The organism is Streptomyces sp. NBC_00289 (assembly GCF_041435115.1).
GTDB lineage: Bacteria > Actinomycetota > Actinomycetes > Streptomycetales > Streptomycetaceae > Streptomyces.
The window spans coordinates 3,110,653-3,135,263 of sequence record NZ_CP108046.1; the positions used below are offsets into that span (position 1 = coordinate 3,110,653).

The following is a 24,611-nucleotide window of genomic DNA, read 5'->3' on the forward strand; positions in this document are numbered from 1 at the left end:
AGGGGCCGGCTCGGTGCGTCCGGGCCGGCCTTTGTCACGCCGCCGGCACCGCCACCGGCGCCCGCGGCCCCACATACCGCGCCACCGGCCGGATGATCTTCGGGTCCGCCGCCTGTTCCAGAATGTTCGCGCTCCAGCCCACCACCCGCGCCGCCGCGAACGTGGGAGTGAACATGGCGCGCGGCAGACCGCACAGTTCCATGACCACGCCCGCGTAGTACTCGACGTTCGTGTGCAACTCCCGGCCCGGTTTGAGTTCCGCGAGTATCGCCTCGACGTGACGCTCCACCTCGACGGCGAACTCGACGCGCGGACCGCCGAAGCTCTGGGCGACCTCACGCAGCATCCGGGATCGAGGGTCCTCCGTGCGGTAGATCGCATGGCCGAAGCCCATCACCCGGTCGCCGGCCAGGACACGCTCGCGGATCCAGGGGTCGATGCGGTCGGGAGTGCCGATCGCGTCCAGGGTGTCCAGTGCCCGGCTCGGCGCACCGCCGTGCAGCGGCCCCGAAAGCGCGCCCACCGCCCCCACGAGACAGGCCGCCACGTCCGCCCCCGTCGAAGCGATGACGCGCCCGGTGAACGTTGATGCGTTGAATCCGTGATCAATGGTGGTGATCAGGTACTGCTCGACCGCCCGGGCCCGCCGCGCCTCAGGCTCCGCACCCGTGAGCATGTACAGGTAGTTCGCCGCGTAGGGCAGATCGTCACGCGGCTCCACCGGGTCGAGACCGCGGCCCAGCCGGTGGAGTGCCGTGAGCAGGGTCGGCACGGCGGCGGCCGCCGCGAGGGTGTCCTGTCGCCGCTCGTCCGCGTCGATGTCGTAGACCGGGCGGAAGCCCTTCGCCGCGCCGAGCAGCGACAGCGCCGTACGCATACCGGCCAGCGGGCCGGAGGGCGCACTGGCCGCCGCTATGGCCGGCAGAGCCCCCCACACCTCGTCGGGCACCCGACGCAGCGCGGCGGTTTCCGCGGCAAAGGCGGCGGAGCGTCGGGGGTCCGGCAGGTCCCCGTGGACCAGGAGGTGCCACACGTCCTCGAACGCGCGGGTTCGCGCCAGTTCGACGGCCGAGTACTGGCGGTAGTGGTAGAAGCCCTCGAACCCCCGGACGTCGCCGATCTCCGTGTCGGCGACCACGACACCCGCGAGCCCCCGCGGCACCTCGACGACTGTGGCTGCGGATCTGTTGACGGACATGACTTCCTCCTTGAACTTGATTTGACTGTCCATGCTTGACTGGTTGTCTGTCAATATTGATTGGATCAATGCGTCAGGATGTGGATACGGTGACCACCATGCGCGATCAAGAGCCGGTCCCCGGCAACACAGAGCGGCGACTGAGCACCAAGGAGGCCGCGGAACTCCTCGGCGTGAAACCCGAGACGGTGTACGCGTACGTGAGCCGCGGCCAACTGAGCAGCCGGCGCGTTCCCGGCGGCCGGGGCAGCACCTTCGACGCCGGAGAGGTCGAGGTGCTCGCCCGGCGCAACAAGCGGGAGAGCGGCGGGAGTTCGAGCACCGGCGGTGAGCTGTCCGTACGCACCCGCCTCACTCTCATCGACACGGACCGGTACTACTTCCGGGGCGTCGACGCGGCCGAACTGGCTGCCCGGTACTCCTACGAAGAGGTCGCCGAGTGGCTGTGGACAGGACGGTTGCGCCCCGGACTGGCCTTCACCGCCCCCCGCGCCTCGGTCACGGCCGCCCGGCGCGCCGTGGAGGCACTCCCCGAACACACCACCCCGACCGACCGGTTGCGGGTCGCGGCGATCGCCGCGTCGGCCGCGGACCCGCTGCGTTTCGACCTGTCCGAGGAGGCCGTGCTCGGCACCGCGCGCACGCTCATCCCCACGCTCGTCGCCGCGCTGCCACCGGTCGGTCGCGGCCACCGCGACGCCGGCCCCATGGCCCACCGGCTGTGGACCCGGCTCAGCGGGACGCCCGCCAACGAGGCCTCGCTGCGTGTCCTGGACACGGCGCTGGCCCTCCTCGTCGACCACGACCTCGCCGCCTCGACCCTGGCCGTGCGCGTCGCCGCGTCGGCCCGGGCGCACGCCTACGCGGCCGTCTCCGCCGGGCTCGGTGTGATCGAGGGCCCCCTGCACGGCGCGGCCAGCGGGCTCGCCCACCGGCTGCTGCTGGACGTGCTCGACCAGGGCAGCGCCGCGCCCGTCATCGCGGACGAACTGCGCGCGGGACGCCGCATTCCCGGACTGGGCCACCGGCTGTATCCCGGCGAGGACCCGCGCGCGCGTGCCCTGTTCGGACTCCTGGAGGAGATCCCCCAAGCGGCGCCCGCCCTCGCCGCGGCCCGAGACATCGTGGCCACCACCGCCCGGCACACTCCGTTGCACGCCAACGTCGACCTGGCCCTCGCCGTGTTCACGGCGTCCTCCGGCATGGCCTCCACGGCCGGCGAAACGATCTTCACGGTGGCCCGGACGGCAGGCTGGATCGCCCACGCCCTGGAGGAGTACGGAGAACGCCCGCTGCGCATGCGCCCGAGCGGTCACTATGTGGGTCCACGGCCGCCGCAGCCACTGCCGGGGTAGGAATCCCCACGGCCGGAAGCCACCGTGACCCAAGTCAGGTTAGGCTCACCTCTGTGAGTACGTGCTCAACCGTCTCCCAGGGCCTCGACGAGCCCCTTTCGGGAACCGCGCCCACCGCGAGGGCCTGGCTGCTCCTGGAGCAGCCCGGTCCGTGGGGCGCCAGGGCGCTCACTTCGAGCCACTTGGACCCGTTGGTGGGCCGCGCCCTGGAAGCGGCCGCCGAGGGTACGGGCGTACGCGTCGCGCTCATCCGCCGGCCCGGGCGGCACGCCGACAGCGGCAGGGTCACCTCGCGTCAGGTGTACGCGGCTCACACCCGGCCGGGAAACTCCTGGCTGCACGGAGCCACCACCCGCGACCCCCGGCGGCTGCTGGACCTCGACTTCGCCGCACTCGGCGCGGGAGACCATCGCGGCTTCGACGCGGTTCTCCAGGGCCGGCCCCATGCGGGCAGTCCTCTCGCGCTCGTGTGCACCAACGGCAAGCGCGACCGCTGCTGCGCACTCCTCGGCCGGCCCCTCGCGGCCGAGCTGGCCGCCTCCGGGGCCGACGGCACCTGGGAGGTCACCCATCTGGGTGGTCATCGCTTCTCACCGACGCTGCTCGTCCTGCCGCACGGCTACGCCTACGGTCGGGTCGGTGCCCCTGACGTCCAGGAGATCCTGCACGGCGTCCAGGAGGGGCGGGTCGTCGTGGAGGGATGCCGCGGCAACTCCTCCTGGGAACGGCCCGGCCAGGCGGCCGAGCTGGCGGTGCGTACCTCGGTGGGCGAGTACGCGGCGGGCGCCCTCACCGTTGCCCGGATCGATGGCACGGCTCCGCACTGGGAGGTGACCGTCGCTCACACCGACGGACGCCACTGGCGCGTCGTCGTGGCCCAGGGCGCCTCCGTGCCGCCCCGCCCGGAGAGCTGCGGGACCTCGGCTCTCGGCTCGCCCGCGCGCATGGACGTGGTGGAGGTGCGCGAGCTGACGACGGCGCTCGCGGGCTGAGCGGGGCCGTGCAAGGGCTGGGTGAGGCACACGAGCCCGTCGTCCGGCGGCACGCGCGTGGCGCCCTGCCCTGACATTGATCAATTGATCAGGGCCTCACACTCTTGATCAAGACATCCAGAGCAGACCTCTCTACGGCATTTTCCGCTCATCCACGTACCGTCATGGGTATGAGCCCCACTCCCCCCGCACGCCGCCTGCGCCTCGGTCTGCCCCGGCGGGTGTTCTCGCAGGTGCTCCTAATGCAGCTGGCGATCGCCGCGGGAGTCGCGGTGCTCGCGACCGGTTTGTTCCTCGCGCCGCTCAGTCAGCAACTGGACGACCAGGCGATGCGCCGCGCGCTCTCCATCGCGCAGACGACCGCCGCCCAGCCGCAGATCGCGGAAGAGGTCCAGGACACACCCCCGACGGCCGCGGGACCCGTCCAGAAGGAGGCGGAACGGATCCGCCTCGCCACCGACGCCGAGTACATCGTGGTGATGGACCTGCGGGGCATCCGCTGGTCGCACACCGAGCCCAGGGAGATCGGCAGGAAGGTGTCGACCGACCCGCGCCAGGCCATCGCCGGCCACGAGGTCATGGAGATCGACAGCGGCACCCTGGGCCGTTCCGCGCGTGGCAAGGTGCCCCTGCGCGACAGCGAGGGCGACATCGTCGGCGCGGTCTCCGTGGGCATCGCGTACGACAGCGTGCGGGCCCGGCTGATCCACGCGATCCCGGGGCTGTTCGCCTACGCCGGTGGCGCCCTGGCCGTCGGCGCACTCGCCGCCTGGCTCATCTCCCGACGAGTCCAGCGGCAGACCCGCGACCTGGCCTTCTCGGACATCTCGGGGCTGCTCGCGGAGCGCGAGGCCATGCTGCACGGCATACGGGAGGGCGTCGTCGCCCTGGACCGCACCGGCCGGATCCGCCTCCTCAACGACGAGGCGCAGCGCTTGCTCGGCATCGGGAACGAGGTCGTGGGCCGGTCCCCCGACGACGCGCTCGGTGCGGGACGTACGGCCGATGTCCTGGCCGGCCGGGTGACGGGCACCGACCTGCTCACCGTCCGCGGCCAGCGCGTCCTGGTCGCCAACCGCATGCCCACCGACGACGGCGGCGCCGTGGCCACCCTGCGCGACCGCACCGAACTGGAACAGCTCGGCCGGGAACTCGACTCCACGCGGGGCCTGATCGACGCCCTGCGCGCCCAGGACCACGAACACGCCAACCGCATGCACACGCTTCTCGGGCTGCTGGAGCTGGAGATGTTCGACGACGCCGTGGAGTTCGTCGGAGAAGTGGTCGGTGACCACCGCGCGACCGCGGAACAGGTCACCGAGAAGATCCAGGACCCGCTGCTCGCCGCCCTGCTCGTCGGCAAGGCGACCGTGGCCGCCGAGCGCGGAGTCGCGCTGTGGGTCTCCGACCGGACCCGGCTCCCGGACCGCCTGGTCGACCCCCGAGGCCTCGTCACGGTCGTCGGCAACCTGGTGGACAACGCTCTGGACGCGGTCGCGGGCACCGCGCACGCGCGCGTGGAGGTCGAGCTGCGCACGGAGGGTCGTACCGCTGTCCTGCGGGTGCGGGACACGGGACCGGGCATCCCGGTGGAGCACCACGAGTTGATTTTCACCGAGGGCTGGTCCACGAAGAAGCCGCCCGCACACCGTGAGCGCGGTATCGGGCTGTCCCTGGTGCGCAGGTTCGCCGAACGGCAGGGCGGCAGCGCGTCCGTCGGCGAGGCGGCGGGCGGTGGCGCGGAGTTCACCGTCGTACTGCCCGAGGCGCTGGCCGGATCCGACCTGGAACCGGTCCTCACCGCACCGTCCGCCCCGCGCGTGCCCCAGGAGGAGTCGTGATGATCGAGGTCCTCGTCGTGGACGACGACACCAGGGTCGCGCGGGTCAACGCCGCCTACGTCGAGAAGGTGCCGGGCTTCCATGTGGCCGGTGAGGCGCACAGCGCGGCGGAGGCGCTGCGTCAACTGGAGACGCTCCCGCGGCTGGACCTGGTCCTCATGGACCACTACCTGCCGGACGAGACGGGGCTGGCGGTCGTCCAGGAGATGCGCCGGCGCGGGCACCAGACGGACGTGATCATGGTGACGGCGGCCCGGGACGTGACGACCGTGCAGGCGGCGATGCGGCAGGGCGCCCTGCAGTACCTGGTCAAGCCGTTCGCCTTCGCGGGGCTGCGCGCCAGGCTGGAGGCGTACGCGAAACTGCGGCGGACCCTCGACGGCGGCGGTGAGGCCGAACAGGCCGAGGTGGACCGGATCTTCGGCGCCCTGTCCGCACCGTCCGAACCCCAGCTGCCCAAAGGGCACTCCCCCACCACGGCGGAGCTCGTCCGGCAGTCACTGATGAACGCGGCAGGTCCCCTGTCCGCCCAGGAGATCGCCGAGCGGACGGGCGTGAGCCGCCAGACCGCGCAGCGCTATCTGAAGCTCCTGGAGCGCACGGGCCGAGCCCGGCTCACGCTCAGGTACGGCGACGCGGGCCGCCCGGAACACCGTTACGTGTGGGCGACCCGCGCCTGAGGCACAGCCCGTGGGGGCGAGGGAAGGCGGCCGTGCCCTCCTCACATACGGACGATGGGGGCGGAGATGTCAGCCTGCGGCCTTCTTCACGAACTCGGTCGTGTACGTCTTGCTCAGGTCCACCGTCGCGTTCTGGATGTTGGGGTTGAACGCCTTGAGCACCTTCTCGACGGTCTCGGGTCCGTCCGCGGGCATGACGCCGTCCCGGGTGAACATCGGGAGCGTGCTCTTGATGGCCACCGCGTACAGCATCTTGTTGCCCTGCGAGTAGTCGGCCGGCATCGTGTCGGCGATCTCGCTCGCGCTGTGTGTGGACATCCACTTGAGCGTCTTGACGAATGCATTGGCCAACTTCTGGACCGTGTCCTTGTGACTGTTGACCCAGCTCGTCTGCATGTACAGGCTCGATGAGGGGTACGGCCCACCGAGCGCCTCCTCCGAGCCCTGCGGGGTGCGCATGTCGAGGAGGACCTTGCCCGCCTTCTTGTCCAGGATCGTGGCGACGGTCGGATCGGTGGTCATGCCTCCGGCGATCGCGCCCTGCTGGAGTGCCGAGATGAAGGTCGGTCCCGCGCCGACGGCGACCGGCGTGAACTCGCTGACCTTGACGCCGTTCTTCACGGCGAGGTACTTGGTGAGGAAGTCCGTCGAGGAACCGAGGCCGGTGACGCCGAGCTTCTTGCCCTTGAAGTCCTTGGGTGACGTGATGTCGTCCGCCGCCTTGGTGGAGACGATCTCCACCTCGCCGGGCGCGCGCGAGAACTGCACGACGGATTCCACGGCCTTGCCCTTGACCTGCAGGTCGAGCGTGTGGTCGTAGAAGCCGACGGCGCCCTGCACCTGCCCGGAGACGAGTGCCGTCTCGGCCTGGACCCCCGCGGGCTCGCTCAGCAGCTCCACCTCGAGACCCTCGGCGTCGAAGTATCCGAGCCGCTGCGTGAGCATCGCCGGCAGGTAGATGACCTTGTCCAGGCCGCCGACCATGATCTTGACCTTCTCGCCCTTGCCGTCGCCCTTGCCGCCGGAGCCGGAGGAGGCGGTACTCGCCGCGTCGTTGGCGCAGGCGGTGAGCGAGGAGAGGGCGAGCAGCCCGGCGGCGGCCAGCGCGGCGTATCTGGCGGTCTTGCGCATGCGGTTCACGTCCTTGTGAGTGTGCGGTGCTGGGAGGTGGAGAGGCGAGACGAGGGGGCCGGTTCAGCTGTCGGAGTCCGACGGCTTCCAGCGGAAGATGCGGCGCTCGCCGAAGGTCAGCAGTCCTTCGGCGAGGAGCGCGACGACGGCGAGGATGACCATCGCGGCGTACACACCGGCCGCGTTGAAGGTGCCCTGCGACTGTGCGACGAGCAGGCCGATGCCCTTGGTCGCGCCGATGTACTCGCCGACGATGGCTCCGATGAGGGCGAAGCCGAAGCTGACGTGGAGGCTGGTGAAGATCCACGAGGTGGCAGACGGGATGACGACCTGAAGGGTCACCCTGCGGTCACTCGCACCCAGGATCCGGGCGTTCGCGACGAGGTTGCGGTCGACTTCGCGGGCCCCCTGGAAGGCGTTGAAGAACACCGGGAAGAACACCAGGACGACGGCTGAGGCCACCTTGGAGGCCGGTCCGAGCCCGAACCAGATCACGAAGATCGGAGCGAGGACGATCCTGGGTATGGAGTTGAGCACCTTGATGTATGGACCAAGGACGTCGGCGAGCAAGGTGATCCGCCCCAGCGCAATACCGAAGACCACGCCGGCGACCACCCCGAAGACCCAGCCCAGCAGCGCCTCGTACAGCGTGTACCAGACCTGTTCGCCCAGGGAGCCGAGCGCGGTGCCGTGCGTCACCCAGGTGTAGATCTGGTCCCAGATCTTCGAGGGCATCGAGAAGTTGAAGGGGTCGATGACCTTCGTCCGGGCGCACACCTCCCACAGGCCGAGAACGCCGACCAGAAGGATCACGCGGGCGGCAGCGACGACGATCTTGCGTCTGCGTGCGGCACGCGCGCGTGAATGGGCGCGGTCCGTCTTGTGGCCGTGCTCGGTGAGGGGCAGTGTGACCGCGGCCTCGGGCAGGAGGTCAGGCGACATTGGCCGCACCCCGCTCCCGCGTGATGCGGACCTCTTCACCGAGGGACTCCCAGATCTCACGGTAGATCTCGATGAACCGCGACTCCAGGCGGACGGCTTCCACCTTCCGCGGCCGCGGCAGGTCGATGTCGAAGACCTGCTTCACGGTGGCCGGCCCGGCGGTCATCACGACGACCTTGTCGGCCAGCGCGATGGACTCCTCCAGGTCATGGGTGACGAAGACGACGGAGGCGCGCGTGCCCTCCCACAGTTCGAGCAGTTCGTCCGACATCAGGGCGCGGGTCTGCACGTCGAGTGCGGAGAAGGGCTCGTCCATCAACAGGATCTCGGGGTCGTTGACGAAGGTCGCGGCGAGTGCGACGCGCTTGCGCTGGCCGCCGGAGAGCTGGTGCGGGTAACGATCCTCGAAGTCGGTCAGGCCCACCCGGGCCAGCCAGTCGCGCGCCTTGCGCTTCGCCTCCGCCTTGGGCACGCCGCGGAAGCGCGGGCCCGCCATGACGTTGGACAGGACCGTGCGCCAGGGAAACGTGGCGTCCTGCTGGAAGACGAAGCCGACCTTGTCGCCAACGCCGCGGACCGCTTCCCCGGCGACCAGCACCTCACCTTCGGTGGGCTCTTCAAGCCCGCTGACCAGGGTCAACGTAGTGGACTTGCCACAGCCCGTAGGGCCGACGACCGCCACGAACTCGCCACGTCCGACGCTGAGATCCAGTCCTCTGACAGCCGTGTGCAAACCCCCTGACGGGGTCCGGAACGTCTTGCTGGCGCCTCGCAACTCGATGGCGGGGCTGATGTCTGCGCTCATGGCCGGACGGTAGAAGTGGCGTGTGCCACAGCAGCAGTCTTCTGAGCACATGCCGTTCTTTTGCTTGCAACGGCCTGTTGTGCTCCTTTTGCTCGCGCTACAACAGCGAAGCCGAAACACGGGCTTAACGCCTGTCAGGCCTTGACGGAAAGAGGCCCGATGATTGACGTCCTGGTCGTGGACGACGACTTCCGTGTCGCCGAGATCAACGCCAAGTACGTGGGGAAGGTTCCCGGCTTCCGGGTTGCCGCCCGTGCGCACAGTGCTGCCCAGGCGCTGGCCGCGGTGCAGCGCGGAACCATCGACCTGGTACTGCTCGACCACTACCTGCCCGACGGGACGGGCCTCGAACTCGTCCACCGCATGCGGGAACAGGGCCACGGCACCGACGTCATCATGATCACGGCGGCGGGCGACGTGACGACCGTGCAGACCGCCATGCGTCTCGGCGCCCTGCACTACCTCGTCAAGCCGTTCACCTTCGCGGCGCTGCGCACTCGCCTCGACTCGTACGCCGCCCTGCGCCGCACCGTCGACCGGGTCGGCGGCGGCCGCGGCATCGCCGGCCAGGAGCAGGTGGACCGGATCTTCAGCGCCCTGCGCACCACACCGGCGCCTCCCTCACCGGGGCTGCCGAGCGGCCACTCGGAGCCGACCACGGACTTGATCTGCCGCGTTCTGCACGGCGCGGCCCATCCGCTCTCCGCACACGAGGTCGCCGCCGAGACGGGCCTGAGTCGCTCCACGGCCCAGCGCTACCTCCGCCACCTGGAACAGGCCGGCCGCCTCCGCCTCACCCTCAAGTACGGCGACACCGGCCGCCCCGAACACCGTTACGCCTGGGTGACGCCGTAGCCGCACCGCCTGGCGGGACTACGGCAGCCTTGGCCGTACGACCGTCAGGGCGCCGCCTCTAGACAGCCCCCGCCCCCGTCAGCGAGCGCACCTCGGTCTCCGCGTGCTTGGCCTCGTCGGGCAGCTCCGCAGAGGTGACGGTGCCGAGCCAGCCCGCCAGGAAGCCCAGCGGGATCGAGACGAGTCCGGGGTTCTGCAGCGGGAAGTACTGGAAGTCGACGGCGGGGAACAGCGACTCCGGGCTCCCCGACACCACGGGAGACAGCAGCACGAGTACCAGCGCCGGGATCAGACCGCCGTAGACGGCCCACACGGCGCCTCGGGTGGTGAAGCCGCGCCAGAACAGTGAGTAGAGCAGGACCGGCAGATTGGCGGACGCGGCGACTGCGAACGCGAGGCCCACCAGGAACGCGACGTTGAGATCGCGCGCCAGCAGGCCGAGGGCGATCGCGACCACGCCGATACCGACCGCGGCAGCGCGTGCCACAGCGACCTCGCTGCGCGGTTCGGCATGCCTACGTCGCAAAGACGCGTAGAGATCGTGGGCGACGGACGCCGACGATGCGAGCGTGATCCCGGCGACCACTGCGAGGATCGTTGCGAACGCGATGGCGGCGACGATCGCGAAGAGAACCGTTCCTCCCGTGGACTCGGCACCGCCTCCCAGGTTGAGGGCCAGCAGCGGGACGGCCGTGTTGCCGGCCGCGTTCGAGCCTCGTACGGCCTCCGGGCCCACGATCGCCGCGGCTCCGAAGCCGAGGACGATCGTCATCAGGTAGAACCCGCCGATCAGGCCGATCGACCAGACGACCGAACTGCGCGCGGCGCGCGCAGTGGGCACGGTGTAGAAGCGGGACAGGATGTGCGGCAGTCCAGCCGTGCCCAGCACCAGCGCGAGACCCAGGCTGATGAAGTCGAAGCGGGCCGTCCAGTCCCCGCCGTACTTCAGTCCGGGTGCCAGGAACGCGTCGCCGTGGCCACTGCGCTCCGCCGCCGTGAGCAGCAACTGGTCGAAGTCGCCGTGGAAACGCACCAGGACCAGCACGGTCAGCGCGACGGTGCCGCCGAGCAGCAGGACCGCCTTGACGATCTGGATCCAGGTGGTGGCCCGCATCCCACCCAACGACACATAGATCACCATGAGCGCGCCGACGCCGATGACGGTCCAGGTCTGCGCCGCCTCACCGGTGCCGCCGAGCAGCAGCGCGACCAGACTGCCCGCGCCCACCATCTGCGCCACCAGATACAGAACGGACACGGTGACCGAGGAAGTTCCCGCCGCGATTCGTACGGGCCGTTCGCTCATTCGCGCCGCGACCACGTCGGCCAGCGTGAACCGCCCGCAGTTGCGCACCAGTTCGGCGACGAGGAAGAGCACCACCAGCCACGCCACCAGAAAGCCCACCGAGTACAGCAGCCCGTCGTAGCCGAAGAGAGCGATGAGGCCGGAGATCCCCAGGAAGGAGGCGGCCGACATGTAGTCACCCGCGATGGCAAAACCGTTCTCCACCGGCGAGAAGAGACGGCCGCCCGCGTAGAACTCCTCCGCCGAACCGTGCCGGTGGCGGCTCACCCACGTCGTGATGGCCAGGGTGACCGCGACGAAAGCGCTGAACAGCAGCAATGCCAGCGTCTGATGGTCGCCCCTCACAGCGCACCGCCCCGCACACCACGCGTCAGTTCCTGCGTTTCCCAGCGCACTTCGAGCGCGGCTCGGTCCCTGCGCAACCTCGCGTGCCTGGCGTACGCCCAGGTCAGCAGGAACGTGGAGAGGAACTGCCCGAGCCCCGCGAGCATCGCCACGTTCACCGCGCCGGCCACCGGCCGCGCCATCAACCCCGGCGCGGTCGTGGCGGTCACCACGTAGGCCAGGTACCAGACGAGGAACCCGGCCACGGCCGGGACCACGAACCTGCGGTAGCGGCTGCGCACCTCCTGGAAAGCGACGCTGCGCTGCACTTCGAGGTACACGTCGGCCGCGGCAGCCTCCCGTGCCCCACCCGCCCGACTCGCCGGGACGGCGGCGGACGCGCCCGCCGCCGCGTCCGACTCACCCCACCCGGAGGCGAGTGCGTCGTACCACGGGTCGTCGTACCGCACGCTGCCGGACGCCTCGGCGGGGGCCTGGTCATGACCTGTGTGGGTCTCGGCCGAACTCTCGGCACCACCCGCGTCTCCGCGGGGAAAGCCGTTACTTGACTGCATGCCCAAGGATGGACAGAACGGGAAGATCCCCGACACTTCTTCCCCCCGCTCTTCACCCCATCAGGTGACTCAATCCGTCGAGAGCCGCACAAGACCCTTCGCATACGCATAACGGACCGCCTGAGCACGGTCCTTGAGGCCCGTCTTCGCGAACAGGTTGTTGATGTGGGTCTTCACGGTCGCCGTGGAGACGTGCAGCCGACGGGCGATCTCCTGATTGCTCAGGCCTTCGGCGATCAGTACCAGCACCTCGGTCTCCCGCGTGGTGAGTCCGTCCGGAGCCGCGGCGGGCACCGTCGACGGAGGCTCCGGCTCGGACAGCCGCTCCAGCAGCCGCCGTTGGATGCTGGGCGACAGCCCCGCGTCCCCGGACAGCACGCTCTCCACGGCCCGTACGATCTCGTCACCCCCGGCGTCCTTGGTGAGATAGCCGCGCGCCCCCGCCTTCAACGCGGGGAACAGCGACTCGTCGTCGGCGAACGTCGTGAGCACCACGACCTGCGTGGCAGGATGCCCGGTCCTGATCCGCCGGGTCGCCTCCACTCCGTCGCACCGGGGCATCCGCAGGTCCATCAGCACGACGTCGGGGGCAAGTTCGGCGACCAGCTCCACCGCTTCGTTCCCGTCCCCGGCGGCGCCGACGACCTCGATTCCGGGCAACAGACCCAGCAACATCACGATGCCCTCACGGACGACGGTCTGATCGTCCGCGACCACGACCCGCGCGGGCTTCCTGGCCGGCTCCTGCGTCATACGGGCACCTGCAACCTCACCACGAACCCCTCCTCCTCCGGCCCTGCGACCAACGAGCCGCCCAGCAGTTCGGCGCGCTCCCGCATGCCCAGCAGACCGTACCCGGCGCCCGTGCCTGTGAGCTCGCCGGGCAAACCACCCGTGTCCCGCACGACAAGGGCGACTTGGCCCTCGCCATAGACAAGCCGTAGCCGCACCTTGGCGCCGGGAGCGTGTTTGCGGGCGTTCGTCAGAGCCTCCTGAGCGACTCTGCGCACAGCCTGCGACGCCTCGGCCGACAGCGGTCTGCGCTCACCCGCAATGGTGACCTCGGCGTCTTCGGCCGCGCTGACGAGCTGGGTGAGGAAATCCTCCAGCGGTGTCAGCTCCCCGCGCAGCGCCGACAGCGCCTGCCGGGTCTCGGACAGGCCGTCGCGTGCCATGCCCCTTGCTGCCACGACCCGTTCCAGGATCTGCTCCCGGCCGGCTCCCCGCTCGATCAGCAGGCGGGCCGCCTCCAGGTGCACAAGCTGCGCAGACAGGCTGTGCGCCAGTACGTCGTGAATCTCCCGCGCTATACGGGCCCGCTCGGCGAGGGCCGCCGACTCCGTCTCGGCCGCGCGCGCGGCCCGCTCCTGGGCGAGCAGTCGCTGAGCGTTACCGCGGGCTTCGGCGTCCAGCCGTAGGACATATCCGGCCAGGGCCAGTCCCGCCGTCGTCGCCGTGGTGGTCAGCCAGACATCGTCATTGACCGCTGCGTAGGCGGCGAGGGCGACGGAGGTCACGGGCACAGCGGCTGCCATGGGCAGTCGCTCCAAAGAGGCTATGGCGCAGGCGCACCAGATGACGAGGGCGGGAACCCTGAAGCCGGTGGCCTGGGCAGCGACCGCGATGCCCAGCAACAGGGCGAGGAGCGCCAAGGACGGCCAGAGCCGGTGGGCCAGCGTGGCCCGGAAGAAGGCCCAACCGGCGAAGGCGGAGAGGAGGACGCCGGCTGCTGCTCCTACCGCGCCCCAGCCACGGCCTTCATCGCTGTTGAAGACGCCCCACAGGAGGATGCCGACGGCCAGCAACCGCGCCACCCGGCCGAGTATGAGCCGGGCCCGGGAGATGCCGGTGCGCCTCAGCGCTTCCGGTGAGGGCCAGCGTGTCCAGGCGTTGTCCGTCACACACGCTCCTTCCACGCGGGCCGCGCCGTGCCGTCACGGTACGCCGCGCCCGGTACCGCAGGCCGCTCCAGCGACTGGGCCCGCCAGACCATGATCCCGGAGCGGACGAACAGCGTCCCCGCAAGAGCGAGCAGGAGGGCCGAGCTGTCCTGACGAATTCCGAGCATGGCGCCGAGCGCGAAAAGGCCGACACGGAGACCGATACCGACGACCCACACGGCGACGCTGGTCTTGGTGCTCCTGCTCCACACACCGCTGTCCGCCTCCACCCATATGCGAGTGGTCCAGGCCCAGCCGACGCCGGTGGCCAGGCCGATGAGCAGCTCGGCGCCGAGCAGAAGCGCGGAGCCGGTGCGATGGTGTGCGTCGAGCAGGCCCGGCTCACGCAGCGCCGCGACTGCCAGGATCGCGGGAACGAGCCACCAGGGCCTGCCGCTGTCGAGCCGGCTGGTGCGAAATTGCCGCACGATCACCAGGGCGACAACGGCCACGATGACCAACGCGTTGACGAGCCCGGACATCGAAGCCTCCGTGAGCGAAGAAGGTGAGTGCCGACAGCGAGTGCTGCCGACGCCTTCGAAGCTACGGAAATACGCAGGCCAGGAGATCGGAGCCGGGGTGGATCGTGGGTGGAACTCCCAGCAGGTGGTGTCTCCACCCGCGGGTGGAGACACCTTCCTGGCCGGGCAGGTCGAGCCGCACACTCGAGCCGCAAACGTCCCTGCCGCAGGCTGCTGGACCGATCCCGGCCGAGATCCAGCCCGGCCTGGGGAACATTCAAAGCTGGACAGATGCCGGGCCGGCCGGGCCCAGCCTCCCCGCCCTTCCGACCCCCGGCCAGGCACGGCCGCTCGACCGCGGGCAGTACCGCTACGCGTCGATACGCGACCGATCCAGCGTCGCCGCCGAGCTGGAGATGAACTCCTTGCGAGGCGCCACGTCGTTGCCCATCAGTAGATCGAAGACCTGCTCGGCCGAGTCCAGGTCGGAGAGGTTGATCCGGCGGAGGGTGCGGTGACGCGGGTCCATGGTCGTCTCGGCCAGCTGGTCGGCGTCCATCTCACCGAGGCCCTTGTAACGCTGGATGGAGTCCTTGTACCGCACACCCTTGCTCTGGAACTCCAGAAGTCTGTCCCGCAGCTCACGGTCGGAGTACGTGTAGACGTACTTGTCCTGGCCCTTCTTCGGCTGGACGAGCTCGATGCGGTGCAGCGGGGGGACCGCGGCGAAGACCCGGCCCGCCTCGACCATGGGTCGCATGTAGCGGTGGAACAGCGTCAGAAGGAGGGTCCGAATGTGGGAGCCGTCCACATCGGCGTCGGTCATCATGATGATCTTGCCGTAGCGGGCCGCGTCGATATCGAACGTCCGGCCGGATCCGGCCCCTATGACCTGGATGATCGCGCCGCATTCGGCGTTCTTGAGCATGTCCGTCACGGACGACTTCTGGACGTTGAGGATCTTGCCCCGGATCGGCAGCAGTGCCTGGAACTCGGAGTTCCGGGCGAGCTTCGCCGTGCCGAGCGCGGAGTCTCCCTCGACGATGAACAGCTCGCTGCGGTCGACGTCGTCACTGCGGCAGTCGGCGAGCTTGGCGGGCAGCGACGAGGACTCCAGGGCCGTCTTCCGGCGCTGGGCGTCCTTGTGCTGGCGGGCGGCGATGCGCGTGCGGGCCGCGGCGACGGCCTTCTCCATGACGACCCGGGCCTGAGCCGCCGTGTCCCGCTTCGTCGAGGTCAGGAAGGCCTTGAGCTCCTTGGAGACCACGTTGAAGACGATCCGCCGCGCCGCCGAGGTACCGAGGACCTCCTTGGTCTGGCCCTCGAACTGCGGCTCGGCGAGGCGCACGGTGACGACTGCGGTGAGGCCCTCGAGAGCGTCGTCCTTGACGATGTCGTCCTCGGCCACGCGCAGCAGCTTCTTGGCCCGCAGCACCTCGTTCATCGTCTTGACGATGGCCTGCTCGTACCCGGCGACGTGGGTACCGCCCTTGGGCGTGGCGATGATGTTGACGAACGACTTGAGCACGGTGTCGTAACCAGTGCCCCAGCGCAGGGCAACGTCGACTGCAAGTTCGCGTGTGACCTCGGTGGGCGTCATCTGGCCGTGGTCGTCCAGGACCGGCACCGTCTCCTTGAAGGAGCCCTGCCCGGAGAAGCGGAGGACGTCACAGACGGCCTTGTCACTCGCGAGGTACTCGCAGAACTCGCTGATGCCGCCGTCGAAGCGGAAGGACTCCTCGCCCTTGCTTCCCCCTTCGCCGAGACCGTACTCGTCGCGGACGACGATGGTCAGGCCGGGCACCAGGAACGCCGTCTGCCGGGCGCGCTGGTGCAGCGTCTCCAGCGCGAGCTTGGCGTCCTTGAGGAAGATCTGGCGGTCGGCCCAGTAGCGCACACGCGTGCCGGTACGGGTCCTGGCGATCTTCTTGGTCTTGCGCAGGCCGCTCTTCGCCTCGAACCCGGCGTCCGGACCGGCACCGGCGAAGGCACCGGGAACGCCCCGCCGGAAGCTGATGGCGTGGGTGTGGCCGCTACGGTCCACCTCGACGTCCAGCCGGGCGGAAAGGGCGTTCACCACAGATGCGCCGACGCCGTGCAGGCCACCGGAGGCCGCGTACGAGCCGCCGCCGAACTTGCCGCCGGCGTGCAGCTTGGTCATGACGACCTCGACGCCGGACAGACCGGTCTTGGGCTCGACGTCGACCGGGATGCCCCGGCCGTTGTCCCGCACCTCCACCGAGGCGTCGTCGTGGAGGATCACCTCGATGTGGTCGCCGTGGCCCCCGAGGGCCTCGTCCACGGAGTTGTCGATGATCTCCCACAGGCAGTGCATCAGGCCACGGCTGTCGGTCGACCCGATGTACATGCCCGGGCGCTTGCGTACGGCCTCGAGCCCCTCGAGGACGAGCAGGTGCCGCGCGGTGTAGTTGGAACCGTCCCGGTCTGCTCCTGCCAGCAGAGCTGTGGACGGCACTGACGTCTCGGCGGTCACGCGGTTCGCTCCTCGCTGAATTTCAGGTGGGGCCCTTCTGGGTAAGGGCGCGGCTTGGGTTACGGCTCAGAGGGTACAGAGGCCTGGTAGAGCCGTTGTAACGCCACCCTCGTCTGCACTCACACTAGTCCAGAGTCGTATACGCGTTCGATCCCTCGATGGAGTGAAGTACATATCACGTTCCCTTCGGGGCATGAACCATTTAGGCTCCGGGCACGTCCTCATCAACAACCGGCAAGCCAGCCGGGAGGACCCCGACCCTGCCAGACAGCGCGAACCCGTAAGACACACAGACATGTAATACGGCACATTCGCCGCCAACCGGCAGCAGACAGCCGCCTCGCAGATTTTTTTCGAGGAGAAGCCACGAGCGGGAACGTTTTGGGGCTGGTTGGATGTTGACCCTGGTACGACAGCTCGTCGAGCTAGAGAAGAGGCGACGTGACTACTGTTCTGACCCCCGCGAGCCCGTTGACGGCCGCCGATCGCTGCGACCGCTGCGGCGCCCAGGCATACCTGCGCGTCGTCCTGCTCAGCGGCGGAGAGCTGCTCTTTTGCGCCCACCACGGCCGCAAGTTCGAGCCGGAACTCAAGAAGATCGCCTCCGAGATACAGGACGAGACGGAGCGGCTCACGTCCGTTCCCGCATCAGCCACAACAGAAGAAGAGCGCTGACACTTCGCACTTACGACGAGCCAGCCCCGGCACAGGCCGGTGAACGGGCGGCTGCCCCTGACCCCAGGGGCAGCTGCCCGTACTCATACCCGCTGAACGTGCCTCAGTGGGGCTCAGGCGCCCTCGCGGCGCCCCTTGCCGCGTCACCCCAGCCCAGCTTGCTCACGGCGTCCGAGACGCGCGTGTAGACGCCTGGGCTACCCGCTCGCCCGCAGCCGCTCCCCCAGGACACGAGACCGATCAACTTTCCGCGGGCGACAAGCGGACCTCCGCTGTCCCCCTGGCATGCGTCCCTGCCACCCTCGGCCTCCCCCGCGCACACCATGGCGCCAGCGAGATACGTGCCGTCGCTGCGGCCGGGATACGCCTCTTCGCAGAGCGCGTCGGACAGCACATGCACCCGGGCTCCTCGCAGACTGTGCGCATAGTCGCCGACACCTGTGATGTCACCCCAGCCATAGACGGTGGCATCGGTACCCGGCTTGTAGGCGGGGTCACCGGCGCCCGCCATGGCGATGACCGAACTCCGCGGAAGGGGCGCCGCCAGGGTGAGCACGGCGAAGTCGCCGGCGTTGCTGGCACCGTCGTAGTCGGGATTCACCCAGGTCTCGCGTACGGCGATCTCCTGCCCCTGATCCGACTGCAGGTCGGTCCGACCCGCGATGATCTTGAAATCGCGCACCCTGTCCGGGGACGCCCCAAGGACGTCCTCGGCCAGACAGTGAGCCGCGGTCAGCACGGTGGTGGTGCCGACGGCCACACCGCCGCAGAACTGCCCCGCCCTGGTACCTCCGAACCGGTCACGGCTGGACAGCGCCACCGTCCATGGACTCTCGGACACGTCGACGGGAAAACCACCGACGACCACGTTGTCAGCTGCGGCCGGGACGGTGGACACCAGCGGTATCGCGGCTGCCGCGGCCGCCAGAATCAGCGGCCGGGACAACGCCCGGGAAATACGGCGACGCATACATGCTCCTCACTCCGGGGTGACAGTTGGAAACCCAGAGTCATGCAGAGCACCGTGACCCGCAGCACGAAGGCCCGGCTCCCTGTCGGGAACCGGGCCTTCCGGGTCGTACGACCGCGACCTAGTCGAGGTAGTCGCGCAGCACCTGCGAACGCGAGGGGTGACGCAGCTTCGACATGGTCTTGGACTCGATCTGGCGGATGCGCTCACGCGTGACGCCGTACACCTTGCCGATCTCGTCGAGGGTCTTCGGCTGACCGTCGGTGAGACCGAAACGCATGGAGACGACACCGGCCTCGCGCTCGGACAGCGTGTCGAGGACCGAGTGCAGCTGCTCCTGAAGGAGCGTGAAGCTGACCGCGTCGGCCGGCACGACCGCCTCGGAGTCCTCGATGAGGTCACCGAACTCGCTGTCGCCGTCCTCGCCGAGCGGGGTGTGCAGCGAAATGGGCTCACGGCCGTACTTCTGGACCTCGATGACCTTTTCCGGGGTCATGTCGAGTTCCTTGGCCAGTTCCTCCGGGGTGGGCTCGCGACCTAGGTCCTGGAGCATCTGGCGCTGCACGCGCGCGAGCTTGTTGATGACCTCGACCATGTGCACCGGGATACGGATGGTGCGGGCCTGGTCGGCCATGGCGCGTGTGATCGCCTGACGGATCCACCAGGTGGCGTACGTGGAGAACTTGTAGCCCTTGGTGTAGTCGAACTTCTCGACCGCGCGGATCAGACCGAGGTTGCCCTCCTGGATGAGGTCCAGGAAGAGCATGCCGCGGCCGGTGTAACGCTTGGCCAGGGAGACCACCAGACGGAGGTTGGCCTCCAGGAGGTGGTTCTTGGCGCGGCGCCCGTCCTCGGCGATGATCTCCAGCTCGCGCTTGAGCTTCGGCGCCAGCTTGTCGGCGTTGGCCAGCTTGTCCTCGGCGAACAGGCCCGCCTCGATGCGCTTGGCGAGTTCGACCTCCTGCTCGGCGTTGAGCAGGGGGACCTTGCCGATCTGCTTGAGGTAGTCCTTGACCGGGTCGGCGGTGGCGCCGGCGACGGCGACCTGCTGAGCGGGCGCGTCGTCCTCGTCGTCGTCGGAGAGGACGAAGCCCTTGTTCTCGCCGCTCTCCTCCTCCTCTTCACCGGGCTTGGCGGCACCGGCGGTCTCCTCGACCGCCTCGTCGTCGCCAGCCTCGGCGTCATCCTTCTTGCCGGTCGTCTTCTTGGCCGCCGTCTTCTTGGCGACGGTCTTCTTCGCGACCGCCTTCTTGGCGGTCGTCGTCTTCTTGGCGGCGGCCTTCTGAGCAGGCGCCTCGTCCTCAACGGAGGTCTCGTCAGCGGGCGCCGCGGGCGTGGCGGTGGCGGTGGCCTTCTTGGTGGTCACCGTCTTCGCCGCGACCGTCTTGGTGGCGGTGCGCTTGGCCGGACTCTTCGCTGCGACGCTCTTTCGGGTGCGCTTGGGCTCCGCGGCACTGACCATCAGCGTCACACCCTCTTCCTCGAGGATCTGGTTGAGGCTGCGCAGTACGTTCTTCCACTGAGTGGCCGGAATCTGGTCAGCTTCGAAGGCCCGACGCACGTCATCGCCGGCGATCTGCCCCTCAGCCTTTCCCCGCTCAATGAGCGCCATGACAGAGACGGACTCGGCGATCTCCGGCGGGAGCGTACGGGATGTGCTGGCCGACACGAACAACCTCTCGGAACGTTGGAAAACGGCTTCCGGCCCCGTCCATCGCGGACAGGAGCCGACCACCGGCTTGGGATGGGCCGACGGTGCGGGCAGGGCCGGGAAGATGCACAGCGCCTTGAACGGCGTCCGTATTCCCTCCGCGGCTGTCACCTCTTAGGTCATCGCACTGTTCCCAAGAGCGTTACGCCCAATCTGCGTGGCCCGAGTCACACCCCACAAACGATCAAAAGTGGTCAGACGTGGACACAAGGGGTCACTCGCGGCCCCGAGTGGGGGCGCTGCGACAGGCAGAGCGCCTCGTCGCACCGTCGGACCCCGCAGGATCCCTGGGGATCCTGCGGGGTCCGACGGGAGAGGTTACGCCGACCGAGCGGTGCCACGGGAGGAGGAGACACTCCCGGCCGCGTCGCCGACGATGCGCGGTCAGTGCTCGCGCGGCGCGGGCACAACACGCTCCACCTCGGGATGGACGGTGAGCAGTTGCCGCATGGCCGACTCGGCCGCTGTGCCGTCACCGGCACCGAGGGCGTCGACGATTCTGCCGTGGTGCGTCAGCGACGCCTCGGTCGGTCGGTCACAGCCGGCGACCGGACCGCCCGAGACCTGAAGGGCCGCCGAGACGATCCCCGACAGGTGCTCCAGCATCCGGTTGCCCGCGACCTGGATGAGCAGGGAGTGGAACTCGGCGTCGGCGCGGGAAAAGGTGAGCGAGTCGCCCTGCCCCATCGCGTGCCCCATGATCTCCACCATGTCGACGAGCCGCTGCTGGACGTCCGCACGTCCATGGCCGGCGGCCAGGCGCGCGGCAAGCGGCTCGATCGTCCAGCGCAGCTCACTCAGCTCGCGGCGCTGGTTGTCGCGCTGTGGTCCGAAGGCCCGCCATTCGATGATGTCCGGGTCGAGGAGGTTCCAGTCGCTGACGGGCCGTACGCGCGTGCCGACATTGGGGCGGGCACTGACCAGGCCCTTGGCCTCCAGGACCCGCAGAGACTCGCGGACGACGGTGCGGGAGACCTCGAAACGCTGGCCGATCTCCTCCGGCACCAGCGGGCGGTCGGCGCCCAGATCGCCGGCGACGATCATCTGCCCCAACTGCTGGACGAGTTGGCCGTGCAGCCCCCGTCCGCGGCTGCCGGCGGCCCGCCGGCCGACACGGCCGAGCTCCTGGTCCGCGCCGTCCCAGACGGAGGCCCCGACGCGGGCGGCAGAGGGCGCCTCGGCATAGGGGTAACGGTCGAGTTCGCCCGGGCCGGCGAGACCGGAGTCTGCGGAGCGGGCGGCGGTCATCATGGTGTGCGCAAGGGTACTCACGGATCATTTGTCGGCGTCGGTTCCAACTCCCTTGAGGTCTTTGGTGAAAAGCACACGAAAGGGTGATCGCTCACCCCGTCGCAATTGACGCCTTATCGGAAAGAAATGGGCTTTCCCCGGGGAGTTGTGCGCAGGCCCGGATCGGAACAGTGCGGACTGTCGTCATCGGGCCCTGCCGCGCAGGGTCGCGAGCAGATATGCGCAGAGCAGCGCCGTCACCGACAACGTCAGCGCACCGCCCACAGGTTGAACGAGCACGCGAGCGGCGGCAGCGACATAGCGCTCTCCACCGAAAGGCCACTGCAACAGCAACACCTCGCGCAGCCGCACGGGAAATCCGGCCGCCGTCCGCACGGACGGCCCCTCCAAGACCTTTTGTACGACGGGTACGACGACGACCGGTACGGCGACCACCGCGGCGAGCCCTGCCGTGGTGGACCGGAAGATACCCGCGGCCAGTACACCGGCCCAGGCGCAGCCGACCACGAGCCCGATCCAACTCGCGCTCAGTGCCAACCAGTCAGCCGGAACTTCCGTGAGCTCCCGTCCGTAGACGAGATAGAGCATTTCGGCGTCGCAGCCCACCGTGAGAAACGCCAGCAGCAGCGCGGTGGCGGCGGTGACGACGAGTTTCGCGGAGAGCAGCCCCAGTCGGCGGGGCACAGTGCCGCGGTCCGCCGCCAGCGCTGGATGGCGGAACTCATCACCGAAGGCGAGCGCCCCGAGCAGCCCAGCACCGAGGGCCGCGGGCGGCAGAGGGAGTTCCCTCGGCCACGCGGTCAGCAGGCGCGGCTGCGGCGTGTGACCGGTACGGGCCAGGAGTACGGCGGTGAGGACGGAGGTGACGAGGACGGCCGCGCCGGTGAGGAACCCGGTGCCGATGCCGGTGGCGCGGCGCAGTTCGTAGCGCAGCGGGCGCAGCGGGCTGGGAGCGGCGCGGACGGAAATGGGCGGCGGGAGGGGGGACGCGACCTCGGTCGCTGTAAGGGTCGGGAGGGCTGCGGTCGGGCGGGCGGCGCCGGGCGGGCAGGTCGGCCTCTCATCCGTTTCGGCGGGCGGTCCGGCTTCGCCGGTCGCGAGGATCCCAGCGGATTCCCGGGCCGTGCTGTCCGACCGGGTCTTCTCGAGAACACCTGAAGGGGCCACGGGGAGCTCATTCGCGCTCGGCCCCATGTCGCCGGTCTCGTCGGCGAGTTGGTGGACGAGGATGTCGTGCCGGAAGGCGGTCTCCCCGACCTCGGCACAGGTACTGCCGTACACACTCAGACGGTTGCCCTCCTCGCGCACGACCTCGATTGAGCGCCGGGCGGTACGGGCCTCCTTGGTGAGGTGGGCCGCGAGGCGGGCGGCGTGCGGGCTGCGGACGGCGACGCGGGGGCGCAGCCGGGTGCGGGCGAAGTGCGCGACCTCCTGGTCGGCGACGAGCCGTCCCCGCTCGAGAGTGACCACACGATCGGCGGTGCGCGCCGCCTCCTTCGGATCGGCTGTGGTGAACAGCGCTGTGCCGCCGCGGGCCGCGTGCGCGCTCAGCATGCTGTGCAGCCGACGGCTTTCACTTACGGAGAGTCCGTCGGTGGGGTTGTCGAGGACGAGGGTGTGAGGGTCTGGCAGCAGCGCACAGGCCAGGCCGAGGCGGCGGTCCATGCCGCGCGCCAGTGTGCCCAGCGGTTCGTCGGCCAGACCGGCGAGGTCGACCACCTCGAGGACCTCGTCGGCACGCCGGACGGGGACGCCTGCCGCGGCGCACAGCATGCGCAGGTGACCGCGGACCGTGCGCGCGGGGTGACCCGGCACGTCCCCCAGCAACACGCCGACCTCTCGCGACGGGTGTGCGATGCGGCGCAGCGGGCGGCCTCGGAAGTAGGTGATGCCACGACCCTGTTGCAGCTCGAGCATGAGTCTGAGCACTGTCGACTTGCCGGCACCGGACGCTCCGAGCAGCGCGGTGACACGGCCTGCGCGCGCTTCGAAGGAGACGTCGTCGACAGCGGGCGGGAGGTCCTTGCGGGGGTTGCTGGTCAGTCCGAAGGCCTGGATCATCTAGAGCAAGATAGCGCCCTATGTCCCGTTTCATGGGCATAGCATGGCCAGCTGCGCAACCGGAGATTACCCCGACCGGCCCCCTTCTCCGATGCTCACGAGAAGGCGCCGGGTACCGCATCCGAGTCCTGGGTCCCCGGTCCGCCGGCCGCCCCGCTCCATTCGCCGAGGTGTCACACTTCGGGGCGAAGCATCGGGGGGTTGAGCAGCGTGGCGCCGCCGGCCCGGAAGAGCTGGGCCGGGCGTCCGCCCTGGCGCGTGGTCGTCCCGCCGGTAGGGACGAGGAAGCCGGGTGTGCCCGTGACCTTGCGGTGGAAGTTGCGCGGGTCGAGCGCCACGCCCCACACCGCCTCGTAGACGCGACGCAGCTCGCCGACGGTGAACTCGGGTGGGCAGAACGCGGTGGCCAGAGACGAGTACTCGATCTTGGACCGAGCACGCTCCACGCCGTCCGCCAGGATCTGGTGGTGATCGAAGGCCAGCGGCGCGACCGGTTCGCCGTCGCGACCGTAACCGCCCTGCTGCAGCAACTCCTCAACGGGCGCCCAGCGTGCGTTGCTCGCGTCGCCGCCCGCCCGCGGCGCGGGCAGATCGGGGGCGAGTGCGAGGTGGGCGACGCTGACCACACGCATCCGGGGATCACGCTTCGGGTCGCCGTAGGTGGCGAGCTGTTCCAGGTGAGCGCCGTTGTCCTGGGCGGGGACGGACGGGTCGTGAGCCCGCAGCCCGGTCTCCTCGGCCAGCTCGCGCGCCGCGGCCTGCGCCAGATCCTCGTCTTCCCGCACGAAGCCGCCGGGAAGCGCCCAGCGCCCCTGGAACGGCGGCTCACCCCTGCGCACCGCCAACGCGCACAGGGCATGGCGGCGCACGGTCAGCACGACCAGGTCCACGGTGACGGCGAAGGGCGGGAAGGCTGACGGGTCGTAGGGCATGTCGCGATCATAGTCGTCTGCCTGACGATAAACACTCCCTTCGCCGACCGCATCGGCCCCTGGGTCGCTCGGTCCGACGGCAGCCGCGCGCTTGCCCCCGGCCCGTCGTCCC

At 69.6% G+C, this 24,611-nt stretch carries 21 protein-coding genes; 6 read left to right on the forward strand and 15 right to left on the reverse strand.

What is annotated here, in order from left to right:
* Positions 1-34: 34 nt before the first annotated feature.
* Complete coding sequence (locus tag OG985_RS14265) at positions 35-1,198, reverse strand: citrate synthase/methylcitrate synthase (protein ID WP_371668700.1); 1,164 nt, start codon at positions 1,196-1,198, stop codon at positions 35-37.
* A 98-nt stretch (positions 1,199-1,296) separates the two neighbouring features.
* Between OG985_RS14265 and OG985_RS14270 the strand changes: the two genes are divergently transcribed.
* From OG985_RS14270 to OG985_RS14285, 4 genes are all read left to right on the forward strand, one after another.
* Positions 1,297-2,553, forward strand: coding sequence for a citrate synthase (locus tag OG985_RS14270; RefSeq protein ID WP_371668701.1), 1,257 nt, complete (start codon positions 1,297-1,299; stop codon positions 2,551-2,553).
* A 53-nt stretch (positions 2,554-2,606) separates the two neighbouring features.
* The gene (locus OG985_RS14275) at positions 2,607-3,545 is read left to right on the forward strand and encodes a sucrase ferredoxin (protein WP_371668702.1); all 939 of its coding nucleotides are present in this window, start codon (positions 2,607-2,609) and stop codon (positions 3,543-3,545) included.
* Between the two features lie 170 nt (positions 3,546-3,715).
* A complete protein-coding gene (locus tag OG985_RS14280) occupies positions 3,716-5,386 on the forward strand; it encodes an ATP-binding protein (RefSeq protein ID WP_371668703.1) in 1,671 nt (556 codons plus the stop codon).
* Complete coding sequence (locus tag OG985_RS14285; protein WP_371668704.1) at positions 5,386-6,066, forward strand: response regulator; 681 nt, start codon at positions 5,386-5,388, stop codon at positions 6,064-6,066. The genes OG985_RS14280 and OG985_RS14285 overlap by 1 nt, the downstream gene beginning before the upstream one ends.
* 69 nt (positions 6,067-6,135) lie before the next feature.
* Here OG985_RS14285 and OG985_RS14290 read toward each other — a convergent pair whose 3' ends face one another.
* From OG985_RS14290 to OG985_RS14300, 3 genes are all read right to left on the reverse strand, one after another.
* Positions 6,136-7,197, reverse strand: a complete 1,062-nt coding sequence (locus OG985_RS14290; RefSeq protein ID WP_371668705.1) for an ABC transporter substrate-binding protein — start codon at positions 7,195-7,197, stop codon at positions 6,136-6,138.
* A 63-nt stretch (positions 7,198-7,260) separates the two neighbouring features.
* Positions 7,261-8,139, reverse strand: a complete 879-nt coding sequence (locus OG985_RS14295) for an ABC transporter permease (protein WP_371668706.1) — start codon at positions 8,137-8,139, stop codon at positions 7,261-7,263.
* Positions 8,129-8,944 (reverse strand): ABC transporter ATP-binding protein, encoded by an 816-nt coding sequence (locus tag OG985_RS14300; RefSeq protein WP_371668707.1) that lies wholly within the window; start codon positions 8,942-8,944, stop codon positions 8,129-8,131. Before OG985_RS14300 ends, OG985_RS14295 begins: the two co-directional genes overlap by 11 nt.
* A gap of 159 nt (positions 8,945-9,103) precedes the next feature.
* Here OG985_RS14300 and OG985_RS14305 point away from each other — a divergent pair, with 159 nt between their 5' ends.
* Positions 9,104-9,799 (forward strand): response regulator, encoded by a 696-nt coding sequence (locus OG985_RS14305; RefSeq protein ID WP_371668708.1) that lies wholly within the window; start codon positions 9,104-9,106, stop codon positions 9,797-9,799.
* A gap of 58 nt (positions 9,800-9,857) precedes the next feature.
* Here the strand turns inward: OG985_RS14305 and OG985_RS14310 are convergent, their stop codons facing one another.
* From OG985_RS14310 to OG985_RS14335, 6 genes are all read right to left on the reverse strand, one after another.
* Positions 9,858-11,450: a cation acetate symporter gene (locus OG985_RS14310; protein WP_371668709.1), complete on the reverse strand. Its 1,593-nt coding sequence runs from the start codon at positions 11,448-11,450 to the stop codon at positions 9,858-9,860.
* Positions 11,447-12,004: a DUF485 domain-containing protein gene (locus OG985_RS14315; RefSeq protein ID WP_371668710.1), complete on the reverse strand. Its 558-nt coding sequence runs from the start codon at positions 12,002-12,004 to the stop codon at positions 11,447-11,449. The genes OG985_RS14310 and OG985_RS14315 overlap by 4 nt, the downstream gene beginning before the upstream one ends.
* Positions 12,005-12,073: 69 nt before the next feature.
* Positions 12,074-12,757 carry a response regulator gene (locus OG985_RS14320; RefSeq protein ID WP_371668711.1) on the reverse strand — a complete coding sequence of 228 codons (684 nt, stop codon included), beginning with the start codon at positions 12,755-12,757 and terminating at the stop codon, positions 12,074-12,076.
* A complete protein-coding gene (locus OG985_RS14325) occupies positions 12,754-13,905 on the reverse strand; it encodes a sensor histidine kinase (protein WP_371668712.1) in 1,152 nt (383 codons plus the stop codon). Before OG985_RS14325 ends, OG985_RS14320 begins: the two co-directional genes overlap by 4 nt.
* On the reverse strand, positions 13,902-14,426 hold the full coding sequence (locus OG985_RS14330; RefSeq protein ID WP_371668713.1) for a DUF1453 domain-containing protein: 525 nt from the start codon (positions 14,424-14,426) through the stop codon (positions 13,902-13,904). Before OG985_RS14330 ends, OG985_RS14325 begins: the two co-directional genes overlap by 4 nt.
* Positions 14,427-14,775: 349 nt before the next feature.
* Positions 14,776-16,899: a type IIA DNA topoisomerase subunit B gene (locus OG985_RS14335; protein WP_371668714.1), complete on the reverse strand. Its 2,124-nt coding sequence runs from the start codon at positions 16,897-16,899 to the stop codon at positions 14,776-14,778.
* Between the two features lie 441 nt (positions 16,900-17,340).
* Here OG985_RS14335 and OG985_RS14340 point away from each other — a divergent pair, with 441 nt between their 5' ends.
* On the forward strand, positions 17,341-17,574 hold the full coding sequence (locus OG985_RS14340; RefSeq protein WP_371668715.1) for a hypothetical protein: 234 nt from the start codon (positions 17,341-17,343) through the stop codon (positions 17,572-17,574).
* A gap of 103 nt (positions 17,575-17,677) precedes the next feature.
* On the opposite strand, the gene OG985_RS14345 is transcribed toward OG985_RS14340, so the two are convergent.
* From OG985_RS14345 to OG985_RS14365, 5 genes are all read right to left on the reverse strand, one after another.
* Positions 17,678-18,544 carry a serine protease gene (locus tag OG985_RS14345; protein ID WP_371668716.1) on the reverse strand — a complete coding sequence of 289 codons (867 nt, stop codon included), beginning with the start codon at positions 18,542-18,544 and terminating at the stop codon, positions 17,678-17,680.
* A 121-nt stretch (positions 18,545-18,665) separates the two neighbouring features.
* On the reverse strand, positions 18,666-20,213 hold the full coding sequence (locus OG985_RS14350; protein WP_371668717.1) for an RNA polymerase sigma factor: 1,548 nt from the start codon (positions 20,211-20,213) through the stop codon (positions 18,666-18,668).
* Between the two features lie 426 nt (positions 20,214-20,639).
* Positions 20,640-21,527 (reverse strand): FadR/GntR family transcriptional regulator, encoded by an 888-nt coding sequence (locus tag OG985_RS14355; protein WP_371668718.1) that lies wholly within the window; start codon positions 21,525-21,527, stop codon positions 20,640-20,642.
* 162 nt (positions 21,528-21,689) lie between these two features.
* Positions 21,690-23,567: an ATP-binding cassette domain-containing protein gene (locus OG985_RS14360; RefSeq protein ID WP_371668719.1), complete on the reverse strand. Its 1,878-nt coding sequence runs from the start codon at positions 23,565-23,567 to the stop codon at positions 21,690-21,692.
* Between the two features lie 173 nt (positions 23,568-23,740).
* Entirely contained in the window at positions 23,741-24,499 is a 759-nt protein-coding gene (locus tag OG985_RS14365) for an NUDIX domain-containing protein (RefSeq protein WP_371668720.1), read from the reverse strand.
* Between the last annotated feature and the right edge of the window lie 112 nt (positions 24,500-24,611).

What these genes read in the sequence shown, in the direction of transcription:
- OG985_RS14265 (WP_371668700.1), bottom strand. Translation starts at nt 1,198, where the DNA reads ATGTCCGTCAACAGATCCGCAGCCACAGTCGTCGAGGTGCCGCGGGGG.
- OG985_RS14270 (WP_371668701.1), top strand. Translation starts at nt 1,297, where the DNA reads ATGCGCGATCAAGAGCCGGTCCCCGGCAACACAGAGCGGCGACTGAGC.
- OG985_RS14280 (WP_371668703.1), top strand. Translation starts at nt 3,716, where the DNA reads ATGAGCCCCACTCCCCCCGCACGCCGCCTGCGCCTCGGTCTGCCCCGG.
- OG985_RS14285 (WP_371668704.1), top strand. Translation starts at nt 5,386, where the DNA reads ATGATCGAGGTCCTCGTCGTGGACGACGACACCAGGGTCGCGCGGGTC.
- OG985_RS14290 (WP_371668705.1), bottom strand. Translation starts at nt 7,197, where the DNA reads ATGCGCAAGACCGCCAGATACGCCGCGCTGGCCGCCGCCGGGCTGCTC.
- OG985_RS14295 (WP_371668706.1), bottom strand. Translation starts at nt 8,139, where the DNA reads ATGTCGCCTGACCTCCTGCCCGAGGCCGCGGTCACACTGCCCCTCACC.
- OG985_RS14300 (WP_371668707.1), bottom strand. Translation starts at nt 8,944, where the DNA reads ATGAGCGCAGACATCAGCCCCGCCATCGAGTTGCGAGGCGCCAGCAAG.
- OG985_RS14305 (WP_371668708.1), top strand. Translation starts at nt 9,104, where the DNA reads ATGATTGACGTCCTGGTCGTGGACGACGACTTCCGTGTCGCCGAGATC.
- OG985_RS14315 (WP_371668710.1), bottom strand. Translation starts at nt 12,004, where the DNA reads ATGCAGTCAAGTAACGGCTTTCCCCGCGGAGACGCGGGTGGTGCCGAG.
- OG985_RS14320 (WP_371668711.1), bottom strand. Translation starts at nt 12,757, where the DNA reads ATGACGCAGGAGCCGGCCAGGAAGCCCGCGCGGGTCGTGGTCGCGGAC.
- OG985_RS14330 (WP_371668713.1), bottom strand. Translation starts at nt 14,426, where the DNA reads ATGTCCGGGCTCGTCAACGCGTTGGTCATCGTGGCCGTTGTCGCCCTG.
- OG985_RS14345 (WP_371668716.1), bottom strand. Translation starts at nt 18,544, where the DNA reads ATGCGTCGCCGTATTTCCCGGGCGTTGTCCCGGCCGCTGATTCTGGCG.
- OG985_RS14360 (WP_371668719.1), bottom strand. Translation starts at nt 23,567, where the DNA reads ATGATCCAGGCCTTCGGACTGACCAGCAACCCCCGCAAGGACCTCCCG.
- OG985_RS14365 (WP_371668720.1), bottom strand. Translation starts at nt 24,499, where the DNA reads ATGCCCTACGACCCGTCAGCCTTCCCGCCCTTCGCCGTCACCGTGGAC.